The sequence below is a fragment of the Pseudomonas sp. PvP028 genome, assembly GCF_017832255.1.
GTDB lineage: Bacteria > Pseudomonadota > Gammaproteobacteria > Pseudomonadales > Pseudomonadaceae > Aquipseudomonas > Aquipseudomonas syringae.
Genome location: NZ_JAFIBL010000001.1, coordinates 4690487 through 4714242, shown reverse-complemented (window position 1 = coordinate 4714242; position 23756 = coordinate 4690487). Strand labels below are relative to the sequence as shown.

Here is a 23756-nt window from a genome sequence, read left to right as displayed (position 1 = left end):
GTTAGTGTTTGCCGACCAGCACGCGATCCAGCCCATAGACCCGGTCGAGCAGGATCATGGTGGCGGCGGTGAGGGCGATGACCAGTGCTGACACTGCGGCCATCATCGGGTCGATGGACTCGGTGGCGTAGACATACATGCGCACCGGCAGGGTCTGCGTCGCGGGCGAGGTGACGAAGATCGACAGCGTGACTTCATCGAAACTGTTGATGAACGCCAGTAACCAACCGCCTGCCACGCCGGGCAGGATCATTGGCAGGGTGATCTGTCGAAACAGCGTGAAACGGTCGGCCCCCAGAGACTCGGCAGCGTGCTCGGCGCTGCGGTCAATGCCGATTGCCGCTGCCAGTACCAGGCGCAGTACGTAAGGCGTGATGACCAGCACATGGGCGAAGATCAGCCAGGTGAAGCTGCCGTTCACGCCCATCAGCGCAAACAGGCGCAGCATCGCCACCCCCAGTACCAGGTGCGGAATGATGATCGGCGACAGAAACAGGGCATTGAAAAAATTGCGGCCCGGGAATGTATGGCGAGTGGTCGCCAGAGCGGCGGGTACCGCGATCAGGGTGGCCAGCGTCGCCGATACGAACGCCAGGATCAGGCTGTTGTAGAAAGAATCGATAAAGTCGGCGCGCTCGAAGACGGCCTTGAACCAGCGCAGCGAGAAGTGGGTGGTGGGCAGGCTCAAGGTGTTTTCCGGGGTGAACGCCACCAGGCACACCACCACCAGCGGGGCCATCATGAAGATCACCACCAGCGCATGAAACGAGAGGGCCAACGGACCGTTCTTGGACATGGATCATTCCCCCAGAGTTTTTTTGTAACGGCCTTCGATCATGCGGTTCCAGGACAGCATGACCAGCAGGTTGACCAGCAGCAGCGCCACGGCAAGGGTTGCGCCCATCGGCCAGTTCAGCTCCGAGAGGTACTGGTCGTAGATCACTGTGGCGACCATCTTCAGGCGTCGTCCGCCGAGCAGGCCGGGGATGGCGAACGAACTGGCGGCCAGACCGAACACGATCAGCGAGCCGGACAGCACGCCGGGCATGACCTGCGGCAGCACGATCAGACGCATGACTTTCGCCTGGCTAGCGCCCAGCGACAGCGCGGCCTGTTCGGCAGTGGGGTCGAGCTTCTGCAGCGAGGTCCAGACCGGAATGATCATGAACGGCAACATGACGTGGACCAGCGCAATGACCACGGCAAACGGGGTGTACAGCAGTTTCACCGGGCGTCCGCCCATGAACTGGATGACCTGATTGATCAAGCCGTCCGCGCCCAGCAGCAGGCTCCAGCCGAATGCGCGGACCACCACCGAGATCAGCAGCGGCGTGAGAATCAGGATCAGGAAGATCGAGCGCCACGGCGTGCCCATGCGGCTGAGAATGTAGGCTTCGGGGACGCCGATCAGCACGCACAGCAGGGTGACCAGCGCACTGATCCAGAAGGTGCGCAGGAAGATTTCATAGAAATACGAGTCGGTGACCACGGCCATATAGTTGGCCAGCGTGTAGCTGTCGCTTTTCACCCCGACCTGATAGTCGAACACGTTGAACGACAGCACCAGGGTCAGACCCAGCGGCAACACCAGCAAGCCGATATACAGCGCCAGCGCCGGTGCTGACAGCCAATAGCCGTGGCCGCCCCGACGCATTTCGCTCAGCAGGCTCATGCGCGCACCTCGTCGGCATCCAGCACGCGCAGCAACTCGTCGGGCCAGTCCATGTCGACCGCCGCGCCTTGTTCCAGCGGCGCCTGGCCGTCGTTGCGACGTACTACCGTCACTTCGCCAATGCCGGTCTGGATGCGATACAGCCACTGGCTGCCAAGAAAATAACGGGTGACGATGCGCCCGGACAGTCTTCCGCAGCCAGGTGCCACCAGATCGATCTTCTCGGGACGCAGGCTGAGGGTCAGGCTGCCATCGCCGGGCACCTGACGAATCTGCGGAATGCCGCTGCTGTCCAGATCACCCTGCAACATGTTGGCCTTGCCGACAAAGCCCGAAATGAAGCGTGTACGCGGGTGTTCGTAAAGTTTGTAAGGCTCGTCGATCTGGGTGATACGACCGGACTGCATCACCACCACCCGATCGCTGATCGACAGGGCTTCGGCCTGATCATGGGTGACCATCAGCGTGGTAATGCCGACTTCATTCTGAATGCGACGGATCTCGAACTGCATCTCTTCGCGCAGGTTGGCGTCCAGGTTGGACAGCGGCTCGTCGAGCAGCAGCACTGGCGGCTCGATCACCAGTGCACGGGCCAGTGCGACCCGTTGGCGCTGACCACCGGACAACTCGCGCGGGTAACGCTCGGCATGCTGACCGAGGCGCACCAGCTCCAGTACCCGTTTGACACGCGGGTGCAACTCGGCGGCAGGCACCTTGCGCATACGCAGGCCAAACGCAACGTTGTCAGCCACGGTCATGTGCGGAAACAGCGCATAGCTTTGAAACACTACGCCGAGGCCTCGGCTGCTGGGTTTGGCGTGGGTGATGTCGCGCCCGTCGAGCACAATGCGTCCGTCACTGACGTCAACGAAGCCGGCGATCATTTGCAGGGTGGTGGTTTTGCCGCAGCCGGAAGGGCCGAGCAGTGAAACGAATTCGCCCTTGTCGACGGCCAGGTTGGTGGCAACCACCGCGTCAATGGAGCCGTAGCGTTTGGAAAGTCCTTCGAGCTGCAGAAATGCCATGCCTGCTTCCACCTTTGTGCATGCGCGCCGAAGCACGCGTTTGTCATGGGCAGATGCGAAATGAAGTCATGCAGTTCTGTGGACGTTGGTGCTCGCTCTGCGTCGGCTACCGATGATTGTTCAAATCGCCCCTGTGGACTGAGAGTAGGGCGAAGGCTAGGATGGGCTCAACAGAGAATTTCACTGAATAACATTTTTCTTTGAATTAATTCTTTTAGTGGAAATATAAAGAGATATTGCCATGGATAATTCCACTGATCGGAATAGCGAGAAAGCTGAAGTCGGAGTGGGAGCCGTTTCCCGTCTGTTCGCGGTACTGCGCTGCCTGGGCGATTGTGATGAAGGCGGCGAGCGGGTCACGCAACTTGCCCAGCGGGTCGGGTTGTCGCAACCCACCACACACCGCTTGCTGCGCAGCCTGATGGATGAGGGCATGGTCGAGCAGGATCTGCTCAGCAAACGTTACCGGTTGAGCATCGAGTTCTTCGCCCTGGCCGCCAAGGCGGGTAATACCGGCAACCTGCGTGACGTGGTGCGCCCCAGCCTTTTGCGCCTGTCGGCCTCACTGGGTGACTCGCTGTTTCTGCTGGCACGCAGCGGTTTTGACGCGATCTGTCTGGACCGCAGCGAAGGTCCGTACCCGATCCGCACGTTCACCGGCGACATCGGCGGCCGTGTAGCCTTGGGCGTGGGGCAGGGCAGTCTGGCGATTCTTGCGTTTCTGCCCGAGGACGAGCGGGAAACGGTCATTGCCTACAACCTGCCACGGCTCAAGGATTTTCACCTGTACGACGAGGTATTTCTGCGTTCGGAGGTGGAAAACGTACGACGCCAGGGCTACGCGGGGCGCAACACCGGCGCGCTTCCGGGCATGGCCGGGCTTGCTGTGCCGATCCTGGACCGCAGCGGTCGTGCAGTGGCTGCGCTCAGCGTGGCGACCATTTCCGATCGGCTGGGGCCGGATCGCCTGATGACCGTGGTCGAATTGCTCAAGCGCGAAGCCACGGCCATCAGTGCCAGAATCAACCCGTTCGACCCGTCGCTGCGGCGGCCCAGCCAGGTGTTCGGGCAGGTCGATTAGCCAGCAGGTTACCCGCTGCTGTTTTGTTCTTTTATCGGGTGTATTGCCGATCATCGCTGTTTTTAAAGAAAAAGTTTTGTGGGCCGATGTTGATCGCAAGGGCCACATATACCTGATCCACAAGATCGGTCTACAGGGACGTGTCTGCAACTTTCGCGTATCCCGCGGATTCTTTTTCTCCAGAGATCGTCCTGATGTCCAAATCCCTGCGACTGCAAATTCTAGGTCTGCTCGGCGGTAGCCTTGCGCTTGTGCTGGTCATTGCCTTGGCCTGCTTCAACTTTCTCTCCGATAACGTGCAGGCTTATCGCAGCCTTATCGACGGCCCGGTCCGGGCGTCGCAACTGGTGGACGAAGCCAACCTGGAGTTCAAGATTCAGGTACAGGAGTGGAAAAACGTCCTGTTGCGTGGCAAAACACCCGCCGAGCGCGACAAGTACTGGGGGCAGTTCGAAGAGCAAGAGCGCAAGGTGCAAGGCACGCTGGGTCGGCTTGCTGAAATGCACGGCACCGACGCGGCGCTGAAAAGCCAGGTGCAGACGCTGCAGCAGGCACACCAGGCGCTGGGTACGGCCTACCGGACCGGTCGTGATGCGTTTGTTGCTGCGGGCGGTGACGCTGGCGCGGGTGACATGGCGGTCAAAGGCGTCGACCGTCCGACCAGCGAGCAGATGGCTGGTCTGGTCGATCAATTGCACAAGAGCAGCGACGCTCAGTCCGTTGCCATCAGCCATGAAGCCCAACGTACCATTCTGGTCGGTGCCGTGGTGATGCTGGTGTCTGCGCTGCTGGTCGGTTTGTTGGCGCTGTGGATGGTCAATCGCAACCTGATTGCGCCCATTCGCATGCTTATCGAATACGTCGCCCAGTTGAGCGAAGGCAAATTCGGGGCGCGTGTCGAGGTCACGCGACAGGACGAACTGGGTCGTCTGGCCGTTGCCGCAAATACCCTGCGGGATTTCCTGGCCGACACCTTCAACCGCCTCAAGCGCAGCAGCACCGATCTGGACACGGCGGGCGGCGAGTTGAATGCCATTGCCGAGTTGATGGCGCAAGGCACTCATGAGCAGTTCGAGCGTACCGATCAGGTCGCGACCGCTATGACTGAGATGTCTGCCACCGCTCAGGACGTTGCCCGACATGCCGCCGATGCTGCGCGAGCTGCGGATGAGGCTGACCAGAGCGCTCAGGATGGCGAGCGGGTCATGCAACTGACCATTGCGACCATCACCCGCATGCGCAACGAGATCGCTTTGACGGCCGATGTCATCGAGCGACTGGAAACCGACAGCGGCCGTATTGGCAAAGTGCTGGAAGTGATCCGCAGCATTGCCGATCAGACCAATCTGCTGGCGCTGAATGCCGCGATCGAAGCCGCACGGGCCGGTGACGCCGGACGCGGTTTCGCGGTGGTGGCTGACGAGGTTCGTACACTGGCGCAGCGTACTGCCGTTTCAACCTCCGAAATCAATCAGATCATCAATTCGGTGCAAACCGGTGCCAGTGATGCGGTGCAGGCCATTCAGGGCGGTCAGGCGCGGAGTGAAGAGAGCGTGGAACAGGTCGCGAACGCTGGCGCAACCCTTCAGCGCATTACCATGGCCGTGGAGAATATTCGCGACATGAATCGCCAGATTGCGACCGCTGCCGAAGAGCAGACTTCCGTGGCAGAGGACATCTCGCGCAACCTCACTGAAATCACCGCCATCGCCGTGACCAATCAGGACAACGTCAAACGTACCCAGAACGCCAGTCAGGAACTGAGGGGCCTTTCTACTGGCCTCGGGGATGTGATTGCGCGTTTGGGTGCCTGAGTCACTTGAAAACCTGACAGCCTCTTCGGCGTATAAGAGGCTGTCAGCCCCGGCCCGTTACGCCCATCCGCTGCGGCTCAAGCCTTCTGCCTTGAATACCAGCGCCTTCAGGCCGCCCTCAACGCGAGCGTCGGGGAACTCCGGCGGGTTTTCCAAGCGCTGTTCGAAGCGCAGGCAAGGTGCTTCGACTGCGGTGTGCTGAATCAGAAAGTCCGGTCCCAGTGCGGGATCGTTCATGCACGCCAGCACTGAACCGTTCTCGTCCAGCAACTCCGGCAATCGACGCAGGACACGCTGGTAGTCCTTGTCGAGCATGAAACTGCCTTTCTGGAAGGACGGCGGGTCAATAATGATCAGGTCATAAGGGCCGCAACGGGTGACCTTGGCCCAGGACTTGAACAGGTCATGGCCCAGAAAGGTCACGCGGCTGAGGTCCTGATCATTGAGGCGATGATTCTCGCGACCGCGATTCAACGCAGCACGGGCCATGTCCAGATTCACGACGTGGTCGGCACCCCCGGCCAGGGCTGCGACCGAGAAGCCGCAGGTGTAGGCGAACAGATTGAGGATGCGCTTGCCCTTGGCCTGAGCCTGCACCCATTCACGGCCGTAGCGCATGTCCAGAAACAGGCCGCTGTTCTGCTTTTTGCCGAAATCGACTTTGTAGCGCAGGCCGTTTTCGGTGATCACCCATTCATCCACGACCTCGCCGGTCAGCCATTGCGTAGTGCTTTGTGGCAGATAGCGGTGCTGCAGCAGCAGGGTGTGCGCCTGGCTCTGCTGCCACTGGGGCGTGTCGATCAACGCGTGCAACAGCTGCATCAATGCTGCCAGCTCGGCTTCAAGAGGCTCCTTGAACACCGAGACCAGCACCACGCCCTGCATCCAGTCGACGGTGATGTGCTCCAGCCCCGGCCACACACGACCACGGCCGTGAAACAGGCGGCGGGTTTCATTCGGGACGTTGTTCAACGCGTCGATCAGGTGCTGTTGCAGAATCGCGAGTGCTTCAGGGGTCATGGCGCAGATCGGTCAGGAAAAGCGGCGTATGGTAAACGTATTTCAGCAGATGGGCATCGCAGGGTTCAGCGTGGCATGTATTGACGTTGCCAGCGGTGCGGGATTTTCAGCGAAACCAGTCCCAGCAACGCCGACAAGCTGCCGCTGATCAACAGGGCGTTGAGCCCCAGGCGGTGCTCGAGTAGCGCGCCTATCACGGCCCCGATGAACATGCCGACCCAGGGGACCAGTTGCACGCGCCAGCCGTCCCGGCGTTCCCCCAGCATCCAGCGCCCCAGGCCACGACCGAAACGCGACAGCGCACCGGTCACGTAAGTCAGACCGACCGGCAGCCCGTTGACCTGCTCGACGGCGGCGTTGAGCATGCCCATTGCCAGAATCGCCCAGATCAGCGCGAGCATGTTGCTTTCCAGTGGCCATGCGGCAGCCGCACACAGCAGCGTGGCGATGCCCAGCAGCAAAGGCAGGGCACGCCGCCCGCCAAGACGCACAACCACCACGCCCAGCGCATTGCCGGCAATGAAAGCAAGGATTGCGAGGGTCAGACGCACCGTCACGCTCAGGTCGCCATCACTGATCGCGACGGCAAGCCGGGTGGTGTTGCCACTCATGAACGAAACGAAATCGCCGGTCGCCATGAAGCCAATGGCATCGGTCATGCCGGCCAGAACCGACAGGCTCGCAACCAGCCCCATACCGACCCGGCCACGCCATTTCTGCAGGCTCAGATGCCTGGGGCTGACGCTGGAAGTGGCGGGCTGTGGCAGCATCGAAGGTCCTCTGGACCGAAGAAAGCGCGTCTGAACTTGGGTGCAGCGATTTACAGCGGCTTGGCGCGCACGATCCGCTTGGCCTTAACCTCATCAGCATAGGCTTTGAGCTGGTCGGCATCGCTGTAAAGACGGTTGACCATCTGCAGCACTGCAGTGACATCCACATCGTTCATCTGTGAGGCGAGTTTGAGAATTTCTTCCGCCGTGTTTTCCAGGTTGGTTGCTGTCCCTTTCAGGTGTCGCTTCAGCTCCTGAGTCGACTTATTGAGCGCCATACGTGTTCCTGTGCCAAGACCTTGAATTCCATACCCGGAGCATGGCTTTTTCTGCGATAACAAGCAATCAGGCGTGTGCCTGTGCGTCAGGGTATCGGCCGATTCAGGCTGATCTGCAAGGCAAGCTGCTCAATCGTCGCGGGTCAGCACTTCCAGCAGTTCTATTTCGAACGTCAGATCGGCTCCGGGCTTGATGTGTGCGCCCATGCTTCTGTCGCCGTACGCCAGATGTGCGGGGACGACCAATTTACGCTTGCCGCCGACTTTCATGCCCATCAGGCCCTGGTCCCAGCCTTTAATGACGCGACCAGTGCCGATCACGCACTGAAACGGCTTGCCACGCTCGTGGGAGGAATCAAACATAGTGCCATCTTCAAGGGTTCCGGTGTAATGCGTGGTGATCAGCGCACCCTTTACCGCTGCCTTGCCCTCGCCGGGGTGCAGATCGGTAATCTGTAATTCTTTGCTCATTGCCAAGCTTCCGGTTGCAGCGCGCTCTGTCATTGGCGCGAGCGGGCTTTCTCGCAGAAAAGCCGCTTCATGACAAGCCGCCTCATGACAAACCGGTGGAAACGAAAACGGGGGAAGCTTTCGCTTCCCCCGTTTAGTCGAACCCCAGTAACTGTCAGAGATTCTGCGAGCTGACCACCATGGCCTGCGCGATGTTCTCTTTCTGCTCCTGAGTGAAGCCGTCCCAGATGTTGGTCTTGGCGTAGTAACCCAGGCCCGCCAGGCAATAAAGGCTGAGGGTCAGAACGATGACGATCGAGACAAAGGTCCAGCGGCCTTCGTCATCGTCTTCCCGTGTGAAGCTGCGCGAATAGTTGTCCTCTGCGCTGCGGAAGAACAGCGCGGACGACAGACGCTTGAGCCACTGGAACAAATGAACAACAACGATGCGCAGCATGGGTAAATCACCTCAAAGGTTAAGAAAACGGGTTGCCGGGATGCCGTCGAGGGCATCGGATGCAAAAGCTGAAAACGAAAAAAGCCCGTCTATGACGGGCTTTCTTTTTATGATTCTGTTCAGGCGAGCAGTGAAGGGCGACGTTGAAACGGATCGCGGGAAGCACTGCGCGTGCCTGACGTTATGGAAACATTTTAAAACAAATGGATTGGCGCATCTACCCGCGCCATTCTGTTGTCAGACAACTGGTAGTGCCTGGAGGTGTGACAAAACGTCGCCCTGTGCTCATTTGCTGCTCAGCAAGCAGCAAGCAGCAAGCAGCAAGCAGCATGCTCCGTGGTCAAGTCTTGTAATACTTTCTCAACGTACGAAACATCTATGTGTATTGTACGATCAGCGCCCGTATTGATTTTCAGGACCGTATGAATACCCTCCAGGAGCCTCCGAGTTGTCCTCCTCCCATCGCTTATGGCTGGCCGGTGATCTCACTGTTACCGAGCAGGCCGCTCCATTCGAACGTCTCTCTACTTAACCTCTTGCACTGCATGGATTACGGCAGACCTTCGCGTCCTGACGCTGCAACGCCATGCCTGACGTTCAGCCATGGTGTCTGGTCTACAGTGACCCATACCAATCCCTGCCATTTTTATCGTGAGGCTGCATAACCCATGGAATGGATCGCTGATCCCACGGCATGGCTTGGCCTGCTGACCCTTATCGTGCTGGAACTGGTGCTAGGCATCGACAACCTGGTGTTCATCGCTATCCTGGCCGACAAGCTGCCCCCTGAACAACGTGACAAGGCGCGCGTCATTGGCCTGTCGCTGGCGTTGATCATGCGCCTTGGCCTGCTGGCGAGCATCTCGTGGATGGTGACCCTGACCGAGCCTTTGTTCGAGGTCTTCGGCAAGACGTTTTCCGGTCGCGACCTGATCATGCTGTTTGGTGGTGTGTTCCTGCTGTTCAAGGCCACCATGGAACTGCATGAGCGGCTGGAAGGGCATGTCGCCCAGCGCGCCGGTAATGCGGGCTATGCGTTGTTCTGGCCTATCGTTGCGCAGATCGTCGTACTGGACGCCGTGTTCTCGCTGGATGCGGTGATTACCGCCGTCGGCATGGTCGAGCACCTGTCGGTGATGATGATCGCGGTGATCTTCTCCATCGGCCTGATGATGATTGCCAGCAAGCCGCTGACCAAATTCGTCAACAGCCGCCCGACGGTGATCATGCTGTGTCTGGGCTTCCTGATGATGATCGGTTTCAGCCTGACCGCCGAAGGCCTGGGTTTCCATATTCCCAAGGGCTATCTGTATGTGGCCATCGGCTTCTCGATCCTCATCGAAGTGTTCAACCAGATCGCCCGCAAGCGCAGCAAGAAGTCGTCTCATGGCCACCTGCCGCGCCGCGAGCGGGCAGCCCACGCGGTGATGCGCCTGCTGGGCGGTCGCAAGCTGGAGTCTGGTGACGTCGATGAGGAAATCACCGACATGCTGGATGGTGAAAGCAGCGAGCCGGTGTTCGACCGTCGTGAGCGCGTGATGATCAGCGGCGTACTGCAACTGGCAGAGCGGCCGATTCGCACAGTGATGACGCCGAGGGCGGAAGTCGACTGTATCGACCTGAACGACAGCGCCGAGAAGATCCGTCTGAAACTGATGCACTCGTCCTACTCGCGTCTGCCGCTGATTGGCGAGCGCGGTATCGATGAGCCGCTGGGCTTCGTGCACAAGAAAGAGCTGTTCAAGGAGCTGTTGTCCGGCAACGAGCCCGACTTGAAACTGATGTCGCGCAAGGCAATCAACCTCCTGGAAAGCTTCACCATCCTCAATGCCCTGGAGCAGATGCGCAAGGAATCGACGCACATCGCCTTTGTGGTCAACGAGTTTGGTGACTTCATCGGCGTCTTGAGCATGACCGACATTCTCGAGTCCATCGCTGGCCAACTGCCTGACGCCAGTGAAGTGGAAGGCCCGGACATCGTCGAGCAGGGCGAGGACTTCGTGGTATCGGGTGCCTTGAACCTGAGCCTGATTCGCGAGCGCACCGGCTTCCAGGCCAAGGCGACCGAGGATTATCAGACCCTGGCCGGACTGGTCATGAGCCTGCTGGATCGCCTGCCGTCTACCGGCGACAGCCTCAGCTGGCAGGGCTGGAACCTGCACGTCGTCGGCGTGGAAGAGCGCCGAGTGACTCGGGTGTTGCTGCAGAAGCAGCCCGACATGGGGGCTGGCAAATAAGCACCGAGCTGTAATGCAAAACGGGGCCTGCTCATGCTGAGCAGGCCCCGTTTTCTTGTGCGCGTCATGCTTATTTTCGACGCGGACGCGACACCACGGATTCGATATTCTTGCGGCCAATCAGCTTGGGCTGCGCAGGCTCTTTGGCCACCGGCTCATCAGCCAGCCACTTGTACATCACCAGACAATCCACCAGGCCCAATCGGGCATGACGATAAGCCTTGGGCAACCGCCCGACCGTCTCGAAACCCAGCTTGCTCCACAACCCGACCGCCACCTCATTGCTGGCGACCACCGAATTGAACTGCATCGCCAGGAATCCGCTGTCGCGCGCCAGTTGCTGCGAATGCTCGCACATCAACCGCGCCACACCGCGCCCCCGCGCCGCGTCCGTCACCATATAGCCACAGTTGCACACATGATTGCCCGGGCCTGCTGCATTGGCCTTCAGGTAGTAGCTGCCCAACAGCTGGCCATCTTCCTCGGCAATCAACGTGTGCAGCGGCGCCTTCATCCACAGATCGCGAGCCTGCTCCTGAGTGAGGGCAGGGTCGTAGGCGTAGGTTTCCTGAGCGATGACGACAGCCTGAAAGGTGGGCCAGAAGCGCTCGAAATCTTCCGGTGTCATGGGGCGGATCTGGATCATGGTGAGGCCTTGGTGGGTATGGCTTGAATTCCGGCATGTACGTTAACTTGGGTGTGTTACCACTTCCAGGCTTTTTCGGTGAACTCGGCAGTGGAGGGAGCACGGTGTGGAGAAAGCTCAGGTACTTGTTGAACAGTACTTCGTGCTGGAAGCGGGCCTCGAAGCCGAGAGTGACGTCCGTGCGGTGCGTGATGATCATCAAGCGTTTGCGGTCGACAGTGACGAAGTTGTACTCGCCCCATGGCAGGCTTTGTTCGTGGTGGATGGGGTTTTCCCAGTTGAGTAGCTTGATGGCTGCGATGAATGCCATGGCCACGGGGCCTACCAGGAACAGCAGCGAGCCGGTGAGTATGGCTACGAATACGAACAGCATGATCACGGCGATGGCGATGCCTTTGAAAAAGGAAGAGGCGAAGTCGGGGTAGTGGAGGTAGTACTCGAGGTGGGCTCTGTCGGTTTTGATGGTGTAGTTGTAGATGGTTTTTTGGCGGATGAGGAGGCATAGGTAATAAGCAAGAATTCCGGCAAGCGCGAGTATCGTGCCCACTAATGAGTAGAGGCTGTCTGAAAACATTATCCAGCCTCCCCACATGTAAAGTGTGCTTCCTGTCATGTAGATCGCAATGAATATGGACTGAGTTATCATCATTTCTCTAGGCGATCTCGCAAATGTTTTGATCTTCCAGTTCAGAACGTCTTTACTTTTTGGCAGGCACAAGGCTTTTTCTTGCTGATTCATACAGGTGTACCTTCTGCTACTTCCAGAGTCAGTGTGCCAATCCTGCTTGATGCCTTCACTTCAAGCTCCACAGCAGCCAAACCATCGATAGCAGTCTCGCCTTTTGTGCCAAGCTCCATCTGAAACAGATAGCCTCGATCCTCCTCGCCAAGATGTATCAGATTGCTGGGGTACCAGATTTGTAACTCAAGATATGTTGCGTCCTTGTCGAGCGGTAACCAGGTTTCCCAGATGAGGTCTTCATTTTCAGGTGGCATGAGAGGATAGGTGAAATCTTCACTCGCCTTGCCAGCTGGATTGTTGGTAAGCGTCCCGAACTGTTCAGCCTTCCTGAATTGCCCACGGTCCAGAAAAGCTTGATGCAGTGGGTCGTCTATTTTTTCTACAGGTAACACGCCCCATGGTCGCTTGCTGCTGACGATGTTGAAGTGCACGGACTCCCCGCGTACCAGCTTTGGCAAGCGTACTTGTACTCCAGCGCCATTTTGTACCGCTACGCTGTAGTAATCGCCTTTGCCAAGATAACGACTCTCATAATGCACGGTGCTTTTAACATGAATCTGTGGAGACAATTGAATTTCCATCAATGCGCGTACTTCTTCACTCTCGCCTTTCGCAGTCTCGGGGTAGCGATAGTCTAGGGTTCTCGACCAACAGCACTTGCGTAGCCACCAGCCCACACTGTCTTGCTTGAAATAACTCAAAGCCAGCGTAATAAAAAGATATATAGATCCTATTACGAGTAGCGCCACACTGAACCATGGACTCATCGCAACAATTGTGAAGGTGCTTGCAGGGGACAACCCTGCCATCATTTGAAAAGTTGAGCCTACTCCCATTGCGAATATAGAAATGCCCTTTACAATAATTGCGTTTTTTTCCTCTGATGTTTTCGCTGCGTAAAAATCATTTGTGACATCAAATAGTTCCAGCGTAACCGCCGCCAGCCCAAACCCACCCATAGCCACCATCGAAACCCGGAACCCACGTATCGCATCACTCCACGCCGCATTTCCCTTGGCTTTCCAATACGCACTGGACCTGTCCAGAATCCCCACATTCTTGCCATCGGTCAGCACCGGCGTCGCATCCCTGATAACCGCCCACGGCGCTTCAACAAACACCGCCATCAACAGGTTGAAGCTGTACCCCAACCCATAGGTCACCTTGCCGATGTCCTTGGCACTGAAGTCGCCGTCCCGAGTAAGGTCGCGATAGGTGAAGGCGGTGTTGATGAGGTTGAGCATGATCACGCCCCAGGTGATCGAGCCCGCGATACCGCCCAGGTTGTCGATCCAGCGTTTGGCGGAAGCGAGCCAGTCCTTGGCCAGTGTTTTGCCGGACTGGAAGTGCCGGCGAATCTCGTCCTGTAATTGCTTGGCGTATTGGTTGTTCTGAAAGTCGAGTAGGGCGGGCATGCTCAGTTCGTGCAGGCGAAGCTTTTGCTCGAGGGCACGCAGGTGGCTGGCGATGCTTTTGCGGGGGTTGTAAGCGGTTGGATAGAGCCAGCTGCGACGGATATCACTGATCTGTTTGTTGAGTACCCGCCATTCGCTGATCCAGTTTTTCAGCTTCGCGAGCATGGTGTGATCGATCGCAATACGGGCCTTTGAATCGAGCAGGATCTGGCCGACCAACAGTGTGCGAATCAGTGCGACGATGTTCTGCTGCTTGCCCACCGCCAGACGGCTGTCGATGGGCACCCAGGCCAGCAGGATACTTTCGAACGTTGCCTTGCCTGCGCTGCTGGCCAGTTGGCCGAGGGCTTTGAAGGTGTCCTGAACGGGGTGTTTCAGCGCCTTCATCCACGGCTTATCGGCAAAGCCCTGATGATTGAGCGTGCCGTTGAGTTCGCCGATGCGGGTAGCCAGGTTGGTGACGTCGCCAAGGCCGTTCAGCAGCGCGTTGGCCTCCTGGTGCAGCGCGTGTTTGAGCGCCGGTGAGAAGCCGTAGCGCAAGGTGCCAAACAGGCTGCTGTCGTTGGCTTCCTGCTCGGCGAGCCAGGCGCTGGCGGCGTTGTCCTGAGCGTAAATGATCTGCAGGTTAAGCATGAGCGTTTGCAGATAAAGCAGGCTTTCAGGGTGTGTGGGGTCGACAAACAGCTTGAGCGGTTCCGTGCCCAGATAGGTCGACCATTGCCGAAAGTCGCTTTGCGTGTCACGCAGCTGTTGCAGCAGTGTGTCGCCGGTTGGCAGGTGCTGCTGAAGGTACTGGCGCGCACCGCTCAGATCGACCTCGCGCCGCCATTTGTGGCGATCTTTCCAGGCTTGCAGGGCCTCGTCGGAGGGCGCGCTGCCGTAACGCATTTCAATCGATCTGCGCATCTCCGGGCTTTTGAAAATATCCGGCAGCAACAGCACGCCACCGGGAGCGGTGTTGTTGCCGATCTGCTCTTGTTCAAACGTGCATTGTTCAAAATAGGCTTCGACGTCGCTCAGGTACTGATGGGTAAGCGCGGCATTGCCGCGCACCGATGCCGGCAATTTCTCCGGTTCGCCTTCAGCGCCACACAGTGCGGTGACAGTCTGGGCGATCTGGATCTTGTGTTCGTGCTCGGCTTGCCAGTTGCGGTAAGCGGCCTGATCGGCGGCCAGTTGCATGCCCAGATCATTGAAAATGGCCAGCGGGTCATCAAGGGCGATGAGCAGGGAGCTGTCCTGATCTTCAACGCTGCCCTGCCAGAAAACGTCAGCGCCGATTGGTGAAAACAGCGCCTTACCTTCATCGCTATCCGAAGGCGGGCGAGTAGCAGGAATCGCCGAGTCTGCAAAGCGGCCATCATCAACCACATGCTCTTTGTCGATGTCCGCTACCGCTTCGGCAATGCGGTTCAACGGCAAGGTATCCGGCTCGGCCATGGTCATGCAGTAGCGTTTCAGATCCAGCATTTTCATCCATGACGCGCGGCTTGCCGGATTAGAGCGCAGGTGTTCGCAGATTCGCCAAGTCCATTGCTGAGGGGAAAAGGCGATGTGAAGCCGGTTGTTTCGCGGATAGAGCAAGAAGGGTTTGCCATCGTCGGTACCGCTTCGCCGGTCACTGCCGATCTGCGCATCGGTCCAGACAATACGGCTCAGGTTGCCAGTGGCGGCTGACACCACGTACTCATGCAACACTTCGGCAGTTTCGTCGTAGACATACACGTAGCCGTCATACAGCTGGCTAAGGGTATAGCTGCGTGTTTTCAGCTTCGGCATCACCGCCCAGCGGCTGCCCTTGAGTAGCGGTTTCAGTTTCTGGGGAGCGGCATCGTAGCGGGAGCGATCCAGCGCATAGCGCACTGGCACGATGGCGACTTCAGGTTTTCGGAATGGGCACAGACTGGTAGCCGTGGCGGGTACCTTGGCGAACGTTGCAGCACGTTGTTGCGAATGTGTGCCGGATTTATCGGTCATGCGTGGCATCCCTGTCTATACGAACTTTCTGACGGTATTCATCGAGTACGTTTACGCGGAGTTCCGGGGGCAAGCGCTGTTGCTCGGGGTGTTGAGTACACCAGGATTGGTAGTGGCCCTGTGGCGAGCTCGCAAAGCCAAGACCCCAGTCGTGGCAGATGTCTGCCCAGGTCGCCAATGCATATTCACTGACCAGCCCCCACTCAATTGCGCTGTCCAAAACACCCTTCAGCCAGATTTTGATTTGATCGTCGCTCTGGCCCAGAAAGGCCAGCGGATCCTGCTTTTTGATCCATTCGTATAGGCGCCCTTCGAATAGCCATCGATGGCAGCTTTCGAAGGCTTGCAACTGACGTTCGCTCACCAGAGGAAAATGCGCTCGATAGACTTTTTGCGCACGCTCGTTAACAAATGTCGTGATCGCTGGATCGAGGTTTTGTTGCCAGCTGCGCAGGGGTGACTGAACCCAGAGTTGATCGATGGGGCCTAGCGTCGAGCTCAAATGTTCAGGGTCATAGCTCGATAGCCAGTAGTGCATCACCAGCGGATCTGCGAAGCGCAGCAGACTTGAATGACCGAGATAATCAAGGGGGCTCAGGAAACGCTGCAAATGTTCAGATACGATTTTCAAGGATGCATTGCTGAAAAAAATGCAGGCGTCGACACGCTGTTCAGGATGCCGATGCCACTGCGCTATGAGTTCGGAGGGATGATCCGCGTGCACAAGTACCGGGCCTAAATCCATGATCTCCGCCCACCGTGTGCCGAGATAAAGCGGAGCGATCTCGATAGGTTCGTCGCACTGGTATAGCTGTTTTACGGCGTCAGGTCTCAGCACTCCGTCAATCAACAGATAATTGGCTTGATTCATTTTTTCGGTTCTTCTGTGGCTTGCGAGCATTGGCTACACAATGGGCTGCGTATCATTGCCTGTCGCTGTGCGGAGATAAGCATGTCACCTGATTCGCCAGCTTCTGGTCGCTCTGCATTACCCGGAAGTAGCGGGTTTGCTCCAGAGCCGTTTCCGGGGCTGCCCCCCGAATTGAGCTTTATCTGAGACCCGTTCACGGTCACGCCACTGGCATCGACCTTGATAAAGGAGCCGCCTGCTTTTAGCGTGATTTCCAGCCCCGCCTCGATGATCAGTTTGTTACCGGCTTTGAGGTGGATTTCCTGTCCGGCGTGGGCCAGTAATCCATCACCCACTTTGATGTGCCGGGTTCCGCCCACCGTGACGTGATCGCTCGCTTTTACCTCGGTCAGCCGGTCGCCATCGACAGTCCGATGTTCCTCGGTCTTGAACTCGCTGTAGCTGTTGCCTTCGATCCGCTCATGCCGATGATGACCGACCCGGATTTTCTGCTCGTGCTCAATGTTCTGCTCCCAGTCGCGCTGGGCATGAACGTAGATCTGCTCCTGACCGGCCCGGTCTTCGATGCGCAGCTCGTTGGAACCATTGCCACCGGGGCTGCTCAGGGTCTTGAATACACTGCGCGTCTGATGTGCAGGCAGATCGTAGGGCGGGACGTGCTCTGCGTGATACAGGCAGCCGCTGACCAATGGACGGTCAGGGTCACCGTCAAGGAACGTCACCAGTACTTCCATACCGACTCGCGGGATAACCATGCTGCCGTAGTGATGACCGGCCCAACCTGACGACACCCTCACCCAGCAGCTGCTGCGATCGTTGGCCTGACCCTCGCGGTCCCAATGAAACTGTACTTTGACCCGGCCGTGCCGGTCGCAGTGTATTTCCTGACCTTTCGGACCGGTGACCACAGCGGTCTGGCTGCCGAATATTCTTGGCTTGGGATGACGCCGGGGAGGGCGATACGAGGCTGGCCACGGCGTAGCGAGAAAGGTATTGCGATAGCCCTGATGAAAGTCCCCCTTGTTCTGTAATGCATGGGCGGACTCCTCAAGCCCCTGCGGCTGGCGGCCCTCATGACGAACTTCGGTCAACAGCCACAGGTCGTTCCATTCCTCGTTGGGGTGCTCGCGCAAAGGCAGAAAATGGCCGCTGACCAAGGTGGGTTGATCACTTTGGCCATCGCCCAGTCGGTAATCCTGGCGATGGCGCTCAAGTGCGCGGCTCGCCAGATGCGCTCCTCGATCCCGATGAATGAAGCCGCCCGGGTATTCGTAGTGCTCCAGCTCCGGCCGGGCGTCGTCATATGCCGAGCCTTCCATTTTCAGAAGTGGTTTTTCAAAGTGATAATCGCGATGAGTAACGCTGTTTGTACGTGTTTCCAGGCGCAACCTGAAGCGCTTGATGACCGACTTACCCGGTACCAGGCCACTGTCCGGCTTATAGATAACCGGATTTAGTTTAGGAAATACGGTCTGGTCGTCACCAAACACCAGTTGATGTGCTGTGTGGCTGTGTTTGAAGTGGTAGTGCAGGCCTTCCTCTTCGCAAAGCCGCTGGATGAAGTGCAGGTCGGACTCGCCATACTGCACGCAGTATTCGCGTTCGGGGTAAGTCATACCGAGCTGGAAGCTGTAGGCGTCGCCTATCAGGTGATGTTCTTTCAGTACCTGCTCAATAATCTCCTTTACTGTTCGATTCTGGAAAATACGCTGATTGGTACGATGCCTGAGCCTTGCCAGATTCGGTCGCAAGGTGACTGAGTAGTGCGTAAGACGCCTGCCGGAATCGCCTTGGGAAACCTGATCAATCACTCCATGAATGCCGTTGCCCCTTGATGTGTACTGCAGAAATGCGGGGCAATTCAGCAGGCTTTCGAGATTCAGCGAAGCGCGCTCGCTGACCAGCTCAAGCTTGAAACAGAAGGGCTGATTGATAGCTTCATGGCCGATAAATGAAAGGATTTGAAAATCATGCTCAGGGCCGTCGATGCTCAGGCTGAAATAAGGTCGATCAGTGGGGTTCAGCATCATAGGGACCACCGTGTCTAGCCGGTTTATAAAAACCCCGCCGATTCTGTCGAACCGCCGGGGCAGCGGAGTTATTCCGACTTCGGACTTCTCCAGTCATCAGATCCGGTAGTAGTGGCCTTTACGTGGTCCCAGGTTATTTTGCGATAGCTGAATTGAACGTCCTCCAGGTGTCCAAAGTGCGAGTTCTGCGGATCCTGGCAGTTGTGCATGTAGGACTTGATGTTGACGATGACCGCATCCTCCAGGGTGGTGGTGTAATAGTGTTCCTGCTTGCCATCGATAGACGTCCGGTACCACTTGATTTCGACTGTGCTTAGCGTTGAGCCTGAGCAAAGAGCCTCCAGAAGCAATGGCGAGGTCTTGTCGAAAATTTTCGTGACACACGCAGGACCATGAATGCGTTGGCCAGTAGGCTGTCCTGACTGCGTATCACAGGGTGTAATGATGTTATGGCTGAATGCCTGGATTATTGCTTCATCTTCATGGCCTTCCTGATAGACATTGCCGACAGAGTCTGCTGTGAAAGCTCCTGCTGTCAGTATTTTCTGATTGACGTCTATGACAGTCATATAGGCGGGTGTAGGCATTAACGTCCTTCCTTACAGTCGGTGACGCCTCACAAGCAAATCGGCTTGGAGGTCGAAGCATCGCTATAACAAGTTACGTGCCAGGTATATATTAAGTCAGTGTTGTCAGCTGGTTTGGCCATTTGAAAGGATATAAGGGTGCCGCTCGCTGTGGGTTTTTTCGAGTGACTTGCGCAAGTTTCTGCGCACTATTTTCCTTTTTTTGCGCAGCTTTCCAGTATTCCATCCGAATATATCCATATTTTTATATCTGGTCTTTTTGTGCGGAAGGCCATGGATTTTGTACGTGCTATTGGCAAGGTTGCTGGCCGTTTAATGGCGCCTCCTGGGTGAGTTTTAAGCCGAGTATATATGTGTGTTCTGATGAGCATGTGATAGCGTGTTTGGTCAATAGATAGTTAGGTTATTAAATGTTTTGGTACATAAATTATATGCATTCCTACGTATTCTCTTCGTTTGTTTGTAAGAATTTTCCGAAAGTTTAATATCTTTCAGGTGTCACCTTGCTTGCTGGTTTTCATGGCGATAAGGTCTGTCTGGCTTTATGAGTGGTTGGAAAAAACGTTAACAATGAAATGCACGATGTGTGGGAATATGAGCAGTGGCCAGTAAAGACAAGCTCTCTATTCGATATCTGGATCTGGCCCGGCATCCTGTCGCAACGGGTGATTATGCAGGCGAAGACATCCGTTTTTCTACGGCGTTTGAAGCCTTGGAGCGTGAGTTGGGCGGTGCACAGGCCATTCTCGGGGAAGTGAATGTAGACTGGCTGCGGATCAGAGAGGGCTGCAAACATATCCTTTCAAATCAGTCCAAAGACCTGCGCGTCGCCAGCTGGCTGGCGTGGGCTCTATATGAATGCGAGTCTGTTAAGGGATTATCTGCGGGGCTGGAATTGATTAATTGTTTGTGCAAAGAGCATTGGCTGCTTTTTCATCCCCAAAAATTACGAACACGTTCAGCGGTCATGCAATGGCTCTTGCTGAAAATCGACAAGGCGCTGGGAGAAGATACTTCTATTACTCACCAGCTTCCTGAATTCCAGCAACTGCTCAGACAGCTTGATGGCCTGGATGAGATATTTAACCTATATATGGGAAGTGATGCCCCTTTGCTGCTGCCGTTGAGAAGACGGCTCGCCCGTATGATTCAGCGCGCTGAGCAAGTTGAGAAAGAGCCTGTCAAGGTGGTGGAGCGTGTCAAGCAGGCTGCGGTCCAGTTGTTTTCAAGTGACTCTCACATCGACAACGAGAAAGACGCCCAGCGGACGTTAAGTGTGCAAGAGAACTCGGTACGCAGCCTTTGCAGATGGTGGCTTAAACAGAAAACCACAGATCCGCGAGCTTTCCGCCTGGGTCGCTCGCAGACCTGGTATGCAGTGGACAGTCTTCCTGAAAGAAACAGTGAAAAAATAACCCCGTTAAGGAGGTTGCCCGCTGACAAATTGAGCAGCTATCAAGAGCGATTCGAACAGGGTCTTTACGCAGACCTTATTGTGGATGTTGAAGCAAGTCTTGCAGGGTCGCCTTTTTGGTTTGATGGTCAGCGAATGGTCTGGAACTGTCTGAAAGCCCTGGGGGGCGAAGCGGCAATGCGCGAAGTGGAAGCTCAGTTTGCTTTGCTTTTAAAGCGCATTCCGGACCTTGTTGAACTTCGGTTTCACGACGGTGTGCCGTTTGCAGACGCGGAGACATTACAGTGGATCACCACTTATATCCTGCCTGCCGAGGTCTATGCCGGGAATGGGTGTGGCAGCGAAAGTCAGCATGATGCCTCAGAGCGAAACTCGTTGTACCACGACGCACTGCCGGTTTTGCAGAAAAAAGGGCTGAAAGCCGCTGTGCAATTAGTGAATGATCGCTTGAATGGTGTAAAGGGAGGGCGAGAGCGATTTTTCTGCAAGCTATGCATCGCACGTCTCTGTATCGATGCAAACAAATACGAGTTGGCGAAGGTTCAACTTGAGTATCTTGATCAGGAGCTCCAATCAGCAAGCCTCCCGGCATGGGAACCCGCGATCTTCCTCGATGTGTCGCGCTTGTTATATAGCTGTTACGAGCGAACGGCGCTGAACGATAAGGCAGCAGCGCGCAAAGAAGTGATTTACCAGAGGTTGTGTCATCACGACCTTGAAAGATTTATTGATGGCTAACGTACAGTTTAATAAATTGAGGGGAAATGGAATGGCCAGAGAAGGCTCTGTAGCGCCCAAAGAGCGGATCAACGTGACGTTCAAGCCTGCTGTTGGTGGCGCGCAGGAAGAAATAGAGCTGCCACTTAAGTTGCTGGTTCTTGGCGATTTCATACAGCGCGCGGACGAGCGAAAGCTTGAGGACCGTAAATCAATCAGTATCGATAAGAACAATTTCGATGATGTGTTGGCGAAGCAGGAGCTTGAGCTGGTACTGAATGTACCTGACCGCTTGCAGGCTGAAAGCGGGGCTAACGATCTCACTGTCAGCATCAAGGTCTCTTCGATGAAAGACTTCAACCCTGCCAGTCTCGTCGAACAGATTCCTGAGCTTAAAAAGTTGATGGAGCTGCGCAACGCCCTCATGGCGCTCAAGGGGCCGTTGGGGAACATGCCTTCTTTTCGTAAGGCCATCGAGCAGGTCATTACGGATGAAACATCGCGTAAGAACGTGCTGGATGAGCTTGGGCTGGATGTCGCGGCGCAACAGTAACATCGGACCCATTGTCAGGAATTAACATATGAACACAAAAGCCATACCGCAGCGCGATGCAAGTGAGCTTCACCATGGAATTCTCGATCAGATTATTGCACATACCCGATTAGAGCCTTGTGACGACGCCTATGGTATTGCCAAACGAGGGGTGGCTGCATTTATTGAAGAACTGCTGAAACCGCGTAATAACAATGAGCCAGTCAAAAAAGCGCTGGTTGATCGGATGATTACCGAGATTGACGTCAAGCTGAGTCGCCAGATGGACGAGATCATCCATCATGCGGAATTTCAGGCGTTGGAAGCATCATGGCGCGGGCTGCAGTTACTGATTGATAGAACCGATTTCCGCGAAAATATAAAAATCGAGTTGTTAAGTGTTTCCAAGCAAGATCTTCTGGACGATTTTGAAGACTCGCCTGAAGTGGTTCAATCGGGCCTCTACAAACATGTCTATACCGCTGAATATGGTCAGTTTGGCGGTAATCCCGTGGGCGCGATCATTGCTAATTATTTCTTCTCGCCAAGCGCTCCCGATGTCAAGACCATGCAGTACGTTTCAAGCGTTGCCTGCATGGCGCATGCACCTTTTGTTGCGGCTGCGGGCCCCGATTTCTTCGGGCTTGAGCAGTTCACCGGTCTGCCCGATCTAAAGGATCTGAAAGATCACTTCGAAGGGCCGCAGTTCGCTAAATGGCAAAGCTTTCGGCAGCGGGAAGACGCGCGTTATTTCGCACTGACAGTACCGCGTTTTCTTTTACGCAGCCCCTACGGGCCGAAGGAAAATCCGGTGAAGACGTTTGCCTATGAGGAAAACGTCTCGAACGACCACGAGCACTATTTGTGGGGCAATACGGCCTATGCATTTGCTACCAAGCTGACAGACAGCTTCGCCAGATTTCGGTGGTGCCCCAACATCATTGGTCCTTTGAGTGGTGGTGCTATTGAAGACCTGCCTTTACACCACTTCCACAGCATGGGTGAAATCGAGACCAAGATTCCGACTGAGGTACTGGTGTCTGACCGTCGTGAATACGAGCTGGCGGAAGAGGGCTTTATCGCATTAACCATGCGCAAGGGCAGCGACAACGCAGCGTTCTTTTCTGCCAGCTCAGTACAGAAGCCCAAGTTTTTTGGCAACAATCCAGAGGGGAAAATAGCCGAGCTTAATTACAAGCTAGGCACTCAACTGCCCTACATGATGATCGTCAATCGCCTCGCACATTACCTCAAGGTGCTGCAGAGAGAGCAGATAGGTTCCTGGAAAGAGCGAGCGGACCTGGAGAGTCAGCTTAACAAATGGATACGTCAGTACGTTGCGGATCAGGAGAATCCGAGTTCAGAAGTGCGTGGCAGACGACCGCTGCGCACGGCACAGGTCATTGTCAGTGATGTTGAGGGTGATCCCGGCTGGTACCGGGTCAGTCTAAATGTTCGTCCTCATTTTAAATACATGGGCGCTGACTTTACGCTGTCGCTGGTGGGCAAAATGGATAAAGAGTAGATCATCTGTTGATGATGAATCCAAAAGGTAGCCTCTTTCAACGCCTGGCAGGTGACGTACTGCAACAGCAGTCTTTTGACAAAGAGGAGCAGTTAATGATGTTGATATCGGCTCATCTGACCAAGATATTGGGTACGCGAGCCGGTAGCGTAAAGATGCTGCCTGATTATGGTTTGCCTGACTTGAACAATATGGGGCTGAGCCTTGACGATACGCTGAGGCACTCTCGCATGATCATCGAAAAGATGATTCGAACATATGAACCACGATTGTTCGATGTTCACGTGACGGTGGAAGAATACGAAGGTTGTCTGCTGAGGCGAACATTCTCGATCGGTGCGGCTCTGGACATTGCAGGTGTAAAGAAGTCCATTCGATTTTCTGCACTGCTCGGTGGCGACGGCAAAATAAGCATTGTTTGAGTAAGTTTTTCGCCTCGCGAAGCGGTGCGCCGATTATCCACAGTTTTACACCCAGATTTTTCATTATCGATTTA

20 protein-coding genes and 1 pseudogene are annotated in these 23756 nt (G+C 56.0%); 7 read left to right on the top strand and 14 right to left on the bottom strand.

Annotated features, from left to right (window positions below):
- Position 1 precedes the first annotated feature (1 nt).
- Genes JOE34_RS20165 through JOE34_RS20155 form a run of 3 tightly spaced genes read right to left on the bottom strand, consistent with a single transcriptional unit; the run spans position 2 to position 2697 of the window.
- Positions 2-796, bottom strand: a complete 795-nt coding sequence (locus JOE34_RS20165) for an ABC transporter permease (RefSeq protein ID WP_161421266.1) — start codon at positions 794-796, stop codon at positions 2-4.
- 3 nt (positions 797-799) lie between these two features.
- Entirely contained in the window at positions 800-1672 is an 873-nt protein-coding gene (locus JOE34_RS20160) for an ABC transporter permease (protein ID WP_116816932.1), read from the bottom strand.
- The gene (locus JOE34_RS20155) at positions 1669-2697 is read right to left on the bottom strand and encodes an ABC transporter ATP-binding protein (RefSeq protein WP_116816933.1); all 1029 of its coding nucleotides are present in this window, start codon (positions 2695-2697) and stop codon (positions 1669-1671) included. Before JOE34_RS20155 ends, JOE34_RS20160 begins: the two co-directional genes overlap by 4 nt.
- A 241-nt stretch (positions 2698-2938) precedes the next feature.
- On the opposite strand from JOE34_RS20155, the gene JOE34_RS20150 reads away from it, so the two are divergent.
- Both JOE34_RS20150 and JOE34_RS20145 read left to right on the top strand, forming a co-directional pair.
- Positions 2939-3778, top strand: a complete 840-nt coding sequence (locus JOE34_RS20150) for an IclR family transcriptional regulator (RefSeq protein ID WP_004403948.1) — start codon at positions 2939-2941, stop codon at positions 3776-3778.
- Positions 3779-3972: 194 nt separating this feature from the next.
- Entirely contained in the window at positions 3973-5592 is a 1620-nt protein-coding gene (locus JOE34_RS20145; protein ID WP_074953592.1) for a methyl-accepting chemotaxis protein, read from the top strand.
- Positions 5593-5649: 57 nt separating this feature from the next.
- Here JOE34_RS20145 and JOE34_RS20140 read toward each other — a convergent pair whose 3' ends face one another.
- The 5 genes from JOE34_RS20140 to JOE34_RS20120 all read right to left on the bottom strand — a co-directional run bounded on the left by JOE34_RS20140 (position 5650) and on the right by JOE34_RS20120 (position 8567).
- Complete coding sequence (locus JOE34_RS20140) at positions 5650-6612, bottom strand: class I SAM-dependent methyltransferase (RefSeq protein ID WP_003317900.1); 963 nt, start codon at positions 6610-6612, stop codon at positions 5650-5652.
- Positions 6613-6677: 65 nt separating this feature from the next.
- Positions 6678-7382, bottom strand: coding sequence for a YoaK family protein (locus JOE34_RS20135; protein WP_017278376.1), 705 nt, complete (start codon positions 7380-7382; stop codon positions 6678-6680).
- A 50-nt stretch (positions 7383-7432) separates the two neighbouring features.
- The gene (locus JOE34_RS20130) at positions 7433-7660 is read right to left on the bottom strand and encodes a hypothetical protein (protein WP_003317903.1); all 228 of its coding nucleotides are present in this window, start codon (positions 7658-7660) and stop codon (positions 7433-7435) included.
- Between the two features lie 129 nt (positions 7661-7789).
- Positions 7790-8131: an FKBP-type peptidyl-prolyl cis-trans isomerase gene (locus tag JOE34_RS20125; protein WP_046266251.1), complete on the bottom strand. Its 342-nt coding sequence runs from the start codon at positions 8129-8131 to the stop codon at positions 7790-7792.
- A gap of 154 nt (positions 8132-8285) precedes the next feature.
- Complete coding sequence (locus JOE34_RS20120) at positions 8286-8567, bottom strand: hypothetical protein (RefSeq protein ID WP_003424123.1); 282 nt, start codon at positions 8565-8567, stop codon at positions 8286-8288.
- 668 nt (positions 8568-9235) lie between these two features.
- On the opposite strand from JOE34_RS20120, the gene JOE34_RS20115 reads away from it, so the two are divergent.
- The gene (locus JOE34_RS20115; protein WP_046265644.1) at positions 9236-10804 is read left to right on the top strand and encodes a TerC family protein; all 1569 of its coding nucleotides are present in this window, start codon (positions 9236-9238) and stop codon (positions 10802-10804) included.
- A gap of 70 nt (positions 10805-10874) precedes the next feature.
- On the opposite strand, the gene JOE34_RS20110 is transcribed toward JOE34_RS20115, so the two are convergent.
- The 6 genes and pseudogenes from JOE34_RS20110 to JOE34_RS20085 form a co-directional block, all read right to left on the bottom strand.
- Positions 10875-11450 (bottom strand): N-acetyltransferase, encoded by a 576-nt coding sequence (locus JOE34_RS20110; protein WP_010410890.1) that lies wholly within the window; start codon positions 11448-11450, stop codon positions 10875-10877.
- Positions 11451-11506: 56 nt separating this feature from the next.
- Positions 11507-12189: pseudogene (locus JOE34_RS25995) on the bottom strand (permease).
- Positions 12186-15584 (bottom strand): toxin VasX, encoded by a 3399-nt coding sequence (locus JOE34_RS20100; protein WP_209996500.1) that lies wholly within the window; start codon positions 15582-15584, stop codon positions 12186-12188. Before JOE34_RS20100 ends, JOE34_RS25995 begins: the two are co-directional and overlap by 4 nt.
- The gene (locus JOE34_RS20095; RefSeq protein WP_046266633.1) at positions 15574-16455 is read right to left on the bottom strand and encodes a DUF4123 domain-containing protein; all 882 of its coding nucleotides are present in this window, start codon (positions 16453-16455) and stop codon (positions 15574-15576) included. The genes JOE34_RS20100 and JOE34_RS20095 overlap by 11 nt, the downstream gene beginning before the upstream one ends.
- Complete coding sequence (gene tssI / locus JOE34_RS20090; protein ID WP_046266655.1) at positions 16452-18482, bottom strand: type VI secretion system tip protein TssI/VgrG; 2031 nt, start codon at positions 18480-18482, stop codon at positions 16452-16454. The genes JOE34_RS20095 and tssI overlap by 4 nt, the downstream gene beginning before the upstream one ends.
- A 71-nt stretch (positions 18483-18553) precedes the next feature.
- Positions 18554-19072 (bottom strand): Hcp family type VI secretion system effector, encoded by a 519-nt coding sequence (locus JOE34_RS20085; protein WP_010410937.1) that lies wholly within the window; start codon positions 19070-19072, stop codon positions 18554-18556.
- A gap of 601 nt (positions 19073-19673) precedes the next feature.
- On the opposite strand from JOE34_RS20085, the gene tssA reads away from it, so the two are divergent.
- From tssA to tssE, 4 genes are read left to right on the top strand one after another with little or no spacing between them, the layout of a single operon-like run.
- The gene (tssA, locus tag JOE34_RS20080) at positions 19674-21224 is read left to right on the top strand and encodes a type VI secretion system protein TssA (protein ID WP_010410941.1); all 1551 of its coding nucleotides are present in this window, start codon (positions 19674-19676) and stop codon (positions 21222-21224) included.
- A 31-nt stretch (positions 21225-21255) separates the two neighbouring features.
- The gene (tssB, locus tag JOE34_RS20075) at positions 21256-21756 is read left to right on the top strand and encodes a type VI secretion system contractile sheath small subunit (protein ID WP_003318346.1); all 501 of its coding nucleotides are present in this window, start codon (positions 21256-21258) and stop codon (positions 21754-21756) included.
- Between the two features lie 28 nt (positions 21757-21784).
- The gene (gene tssC / locus JOE34_RS20070; RefSeq protein WP_010410950.1) at positions 21785-23260 is read left to right on the top strand and encodes a type VI secretion system contractile sheath large subunit; all 1476 of its coding nucleotides are present in this window, start codon (positions 21785-21787) and stop codon (positions 23258-23260) included.
- A gap of 11 nt (positions 23261-23271) precedes the next feature.
- Positions 23272-23682, top strand: a complete 411-nt coding sequence (gene tssE, locus JOE34_RS20065; RefSeq protein WP_010410954.1) for a type VI secretion system baseplate subunit TssE — start codon at positions 23272-23274, stop codon at positions 23680-23682.
- Positions 23683-23756 lie beyond the last annotated feature (74 nt).

Coding starts and splice junctions, on each gene's coding strand:
- JOE34_RS20085 (WP_010410937.1), bottom strand. CDS start 19,072: ATGCCTACACCCGCCTATATGACTGTCATAGACGTCAATCAGAAAATA.
- JOE34_RS20110 (WP_010410890.1), bottom strand. CDS start 11,450: ATGATCCAGATCCGCCCCATGACACCGGAAGATTTCGAGCGCTTCTGG.
- JOE34_RS20165 (WP_161421266.1), bottom strand. CDS start 796: ATGTCCAAGAACGGTCCGTTGGCCCTCTCGTTTCATGCGCTGGTGGTG.
- JOE34_RS20120 (WP_003424123.1), bottom strand. CDS start 8,567: ATGCTGCGCATCGTTGTTGTTCATTTGTTCCAGTGGCTCAAGCGTCTG.
- tssI (WP_046266655.1), bottom strand. CDS start 18,482: ATGCTGAACCCCACTGATCGACCTTATTTCAGCCTGAGCATCGACGGC.
- JOE34_RS20145 (WP_074953592.1), top strand. CDS start 3,973: ATGTCCAAATCCCTGCGACTGCAAATTCTAGGTCTGCTCGGCGGTAGC.
- tssE (WP_010410954.1), top strand. CDS start 23,272: ATGATGAATCCAAAAGGTAGCCTCTTTCAACGCCTGGCAGGTGACGTA.
- JOE34_RS20130 (WP_003317903.1), bottom strand. CDS start 7,660: ATGGCGCTCAATAAGTCGACTCAGGAGCTGAAGCGACACCTGAAAGGG.
- tssB (WP_003318346.1), top strand. CDS start 21,256: ATGGCCAGAGAAGGCTCTGTAGCGCCCAAAGAGCGGATCAACGTGACG.
- JOE34_RS20160 (WP_116816932.1), bottom strand. CDS start 1,672: ATGAGCCTGCTGAGCGAAATGCGTCGGGGCGGCCACGGCTATTGGCTG.
- JOE34_RS20135 (WP_017278376.1), bottom strand. CDS start 7,382: ATGCTGCCACAGCCCGCCACTTCCAGCGTCAGCCCCAGGCATCTGAGC.
- JOE34_RS20150 (WP_004403948.1), top strand. CDS start 2,939: ATGGATAATTCCACTGATCGGAATAGCGAGAAAGCTGAAGTCGGAGTG.
- tssC (WP_010410950.1), top strand. CDS start 21,785: ATGAACACAAAAGCCATACCGCAGCGCGATGCAAGTGAGCTTCACCAT.
- JOE34_RS20095 (WP_046266633.1), bottom strand. CDS start 16,455: ATGAATCAAGCCAATTATCTGTTGATTGACGGAGTGCTGAGACCTGAC.
- JOE34_RS20115 (WP_046265644.1), top strand. CDS start 9,236: ATGGAATGGATCGCTGATCCCACGGCATGGCTTGGCCTGCTGACCCTT.
- JOE34_RS20140 (WP_003317900.1), bottom strand. CDS start 6,612: ATGACCCCTGAAGCACTCGCGATTCTGCAACAGCACCTGATCGACGCG.
- JOE34_RS20155 (WP_116816933.1), bottom strand. CDS start 2,697: ATGGCATTTCTGCAGCTCGAAGGACTTTCCAAACGCTACGGCTCCATT.
- JOE34_RS20125 (WP_046266251.1), bottom strand. CDS start 8,131: ATGAGCAAAGAATTACAGATTACCGATCTGCACCCCGGCGAGGGCAAG.
- JOE34_RS20100 (WP_209996500.1), bottom strand. CDS start 15,584: ATGACCGATAAATCCGGCACACATTCGCAACAACGTGCTGCAACGTTC.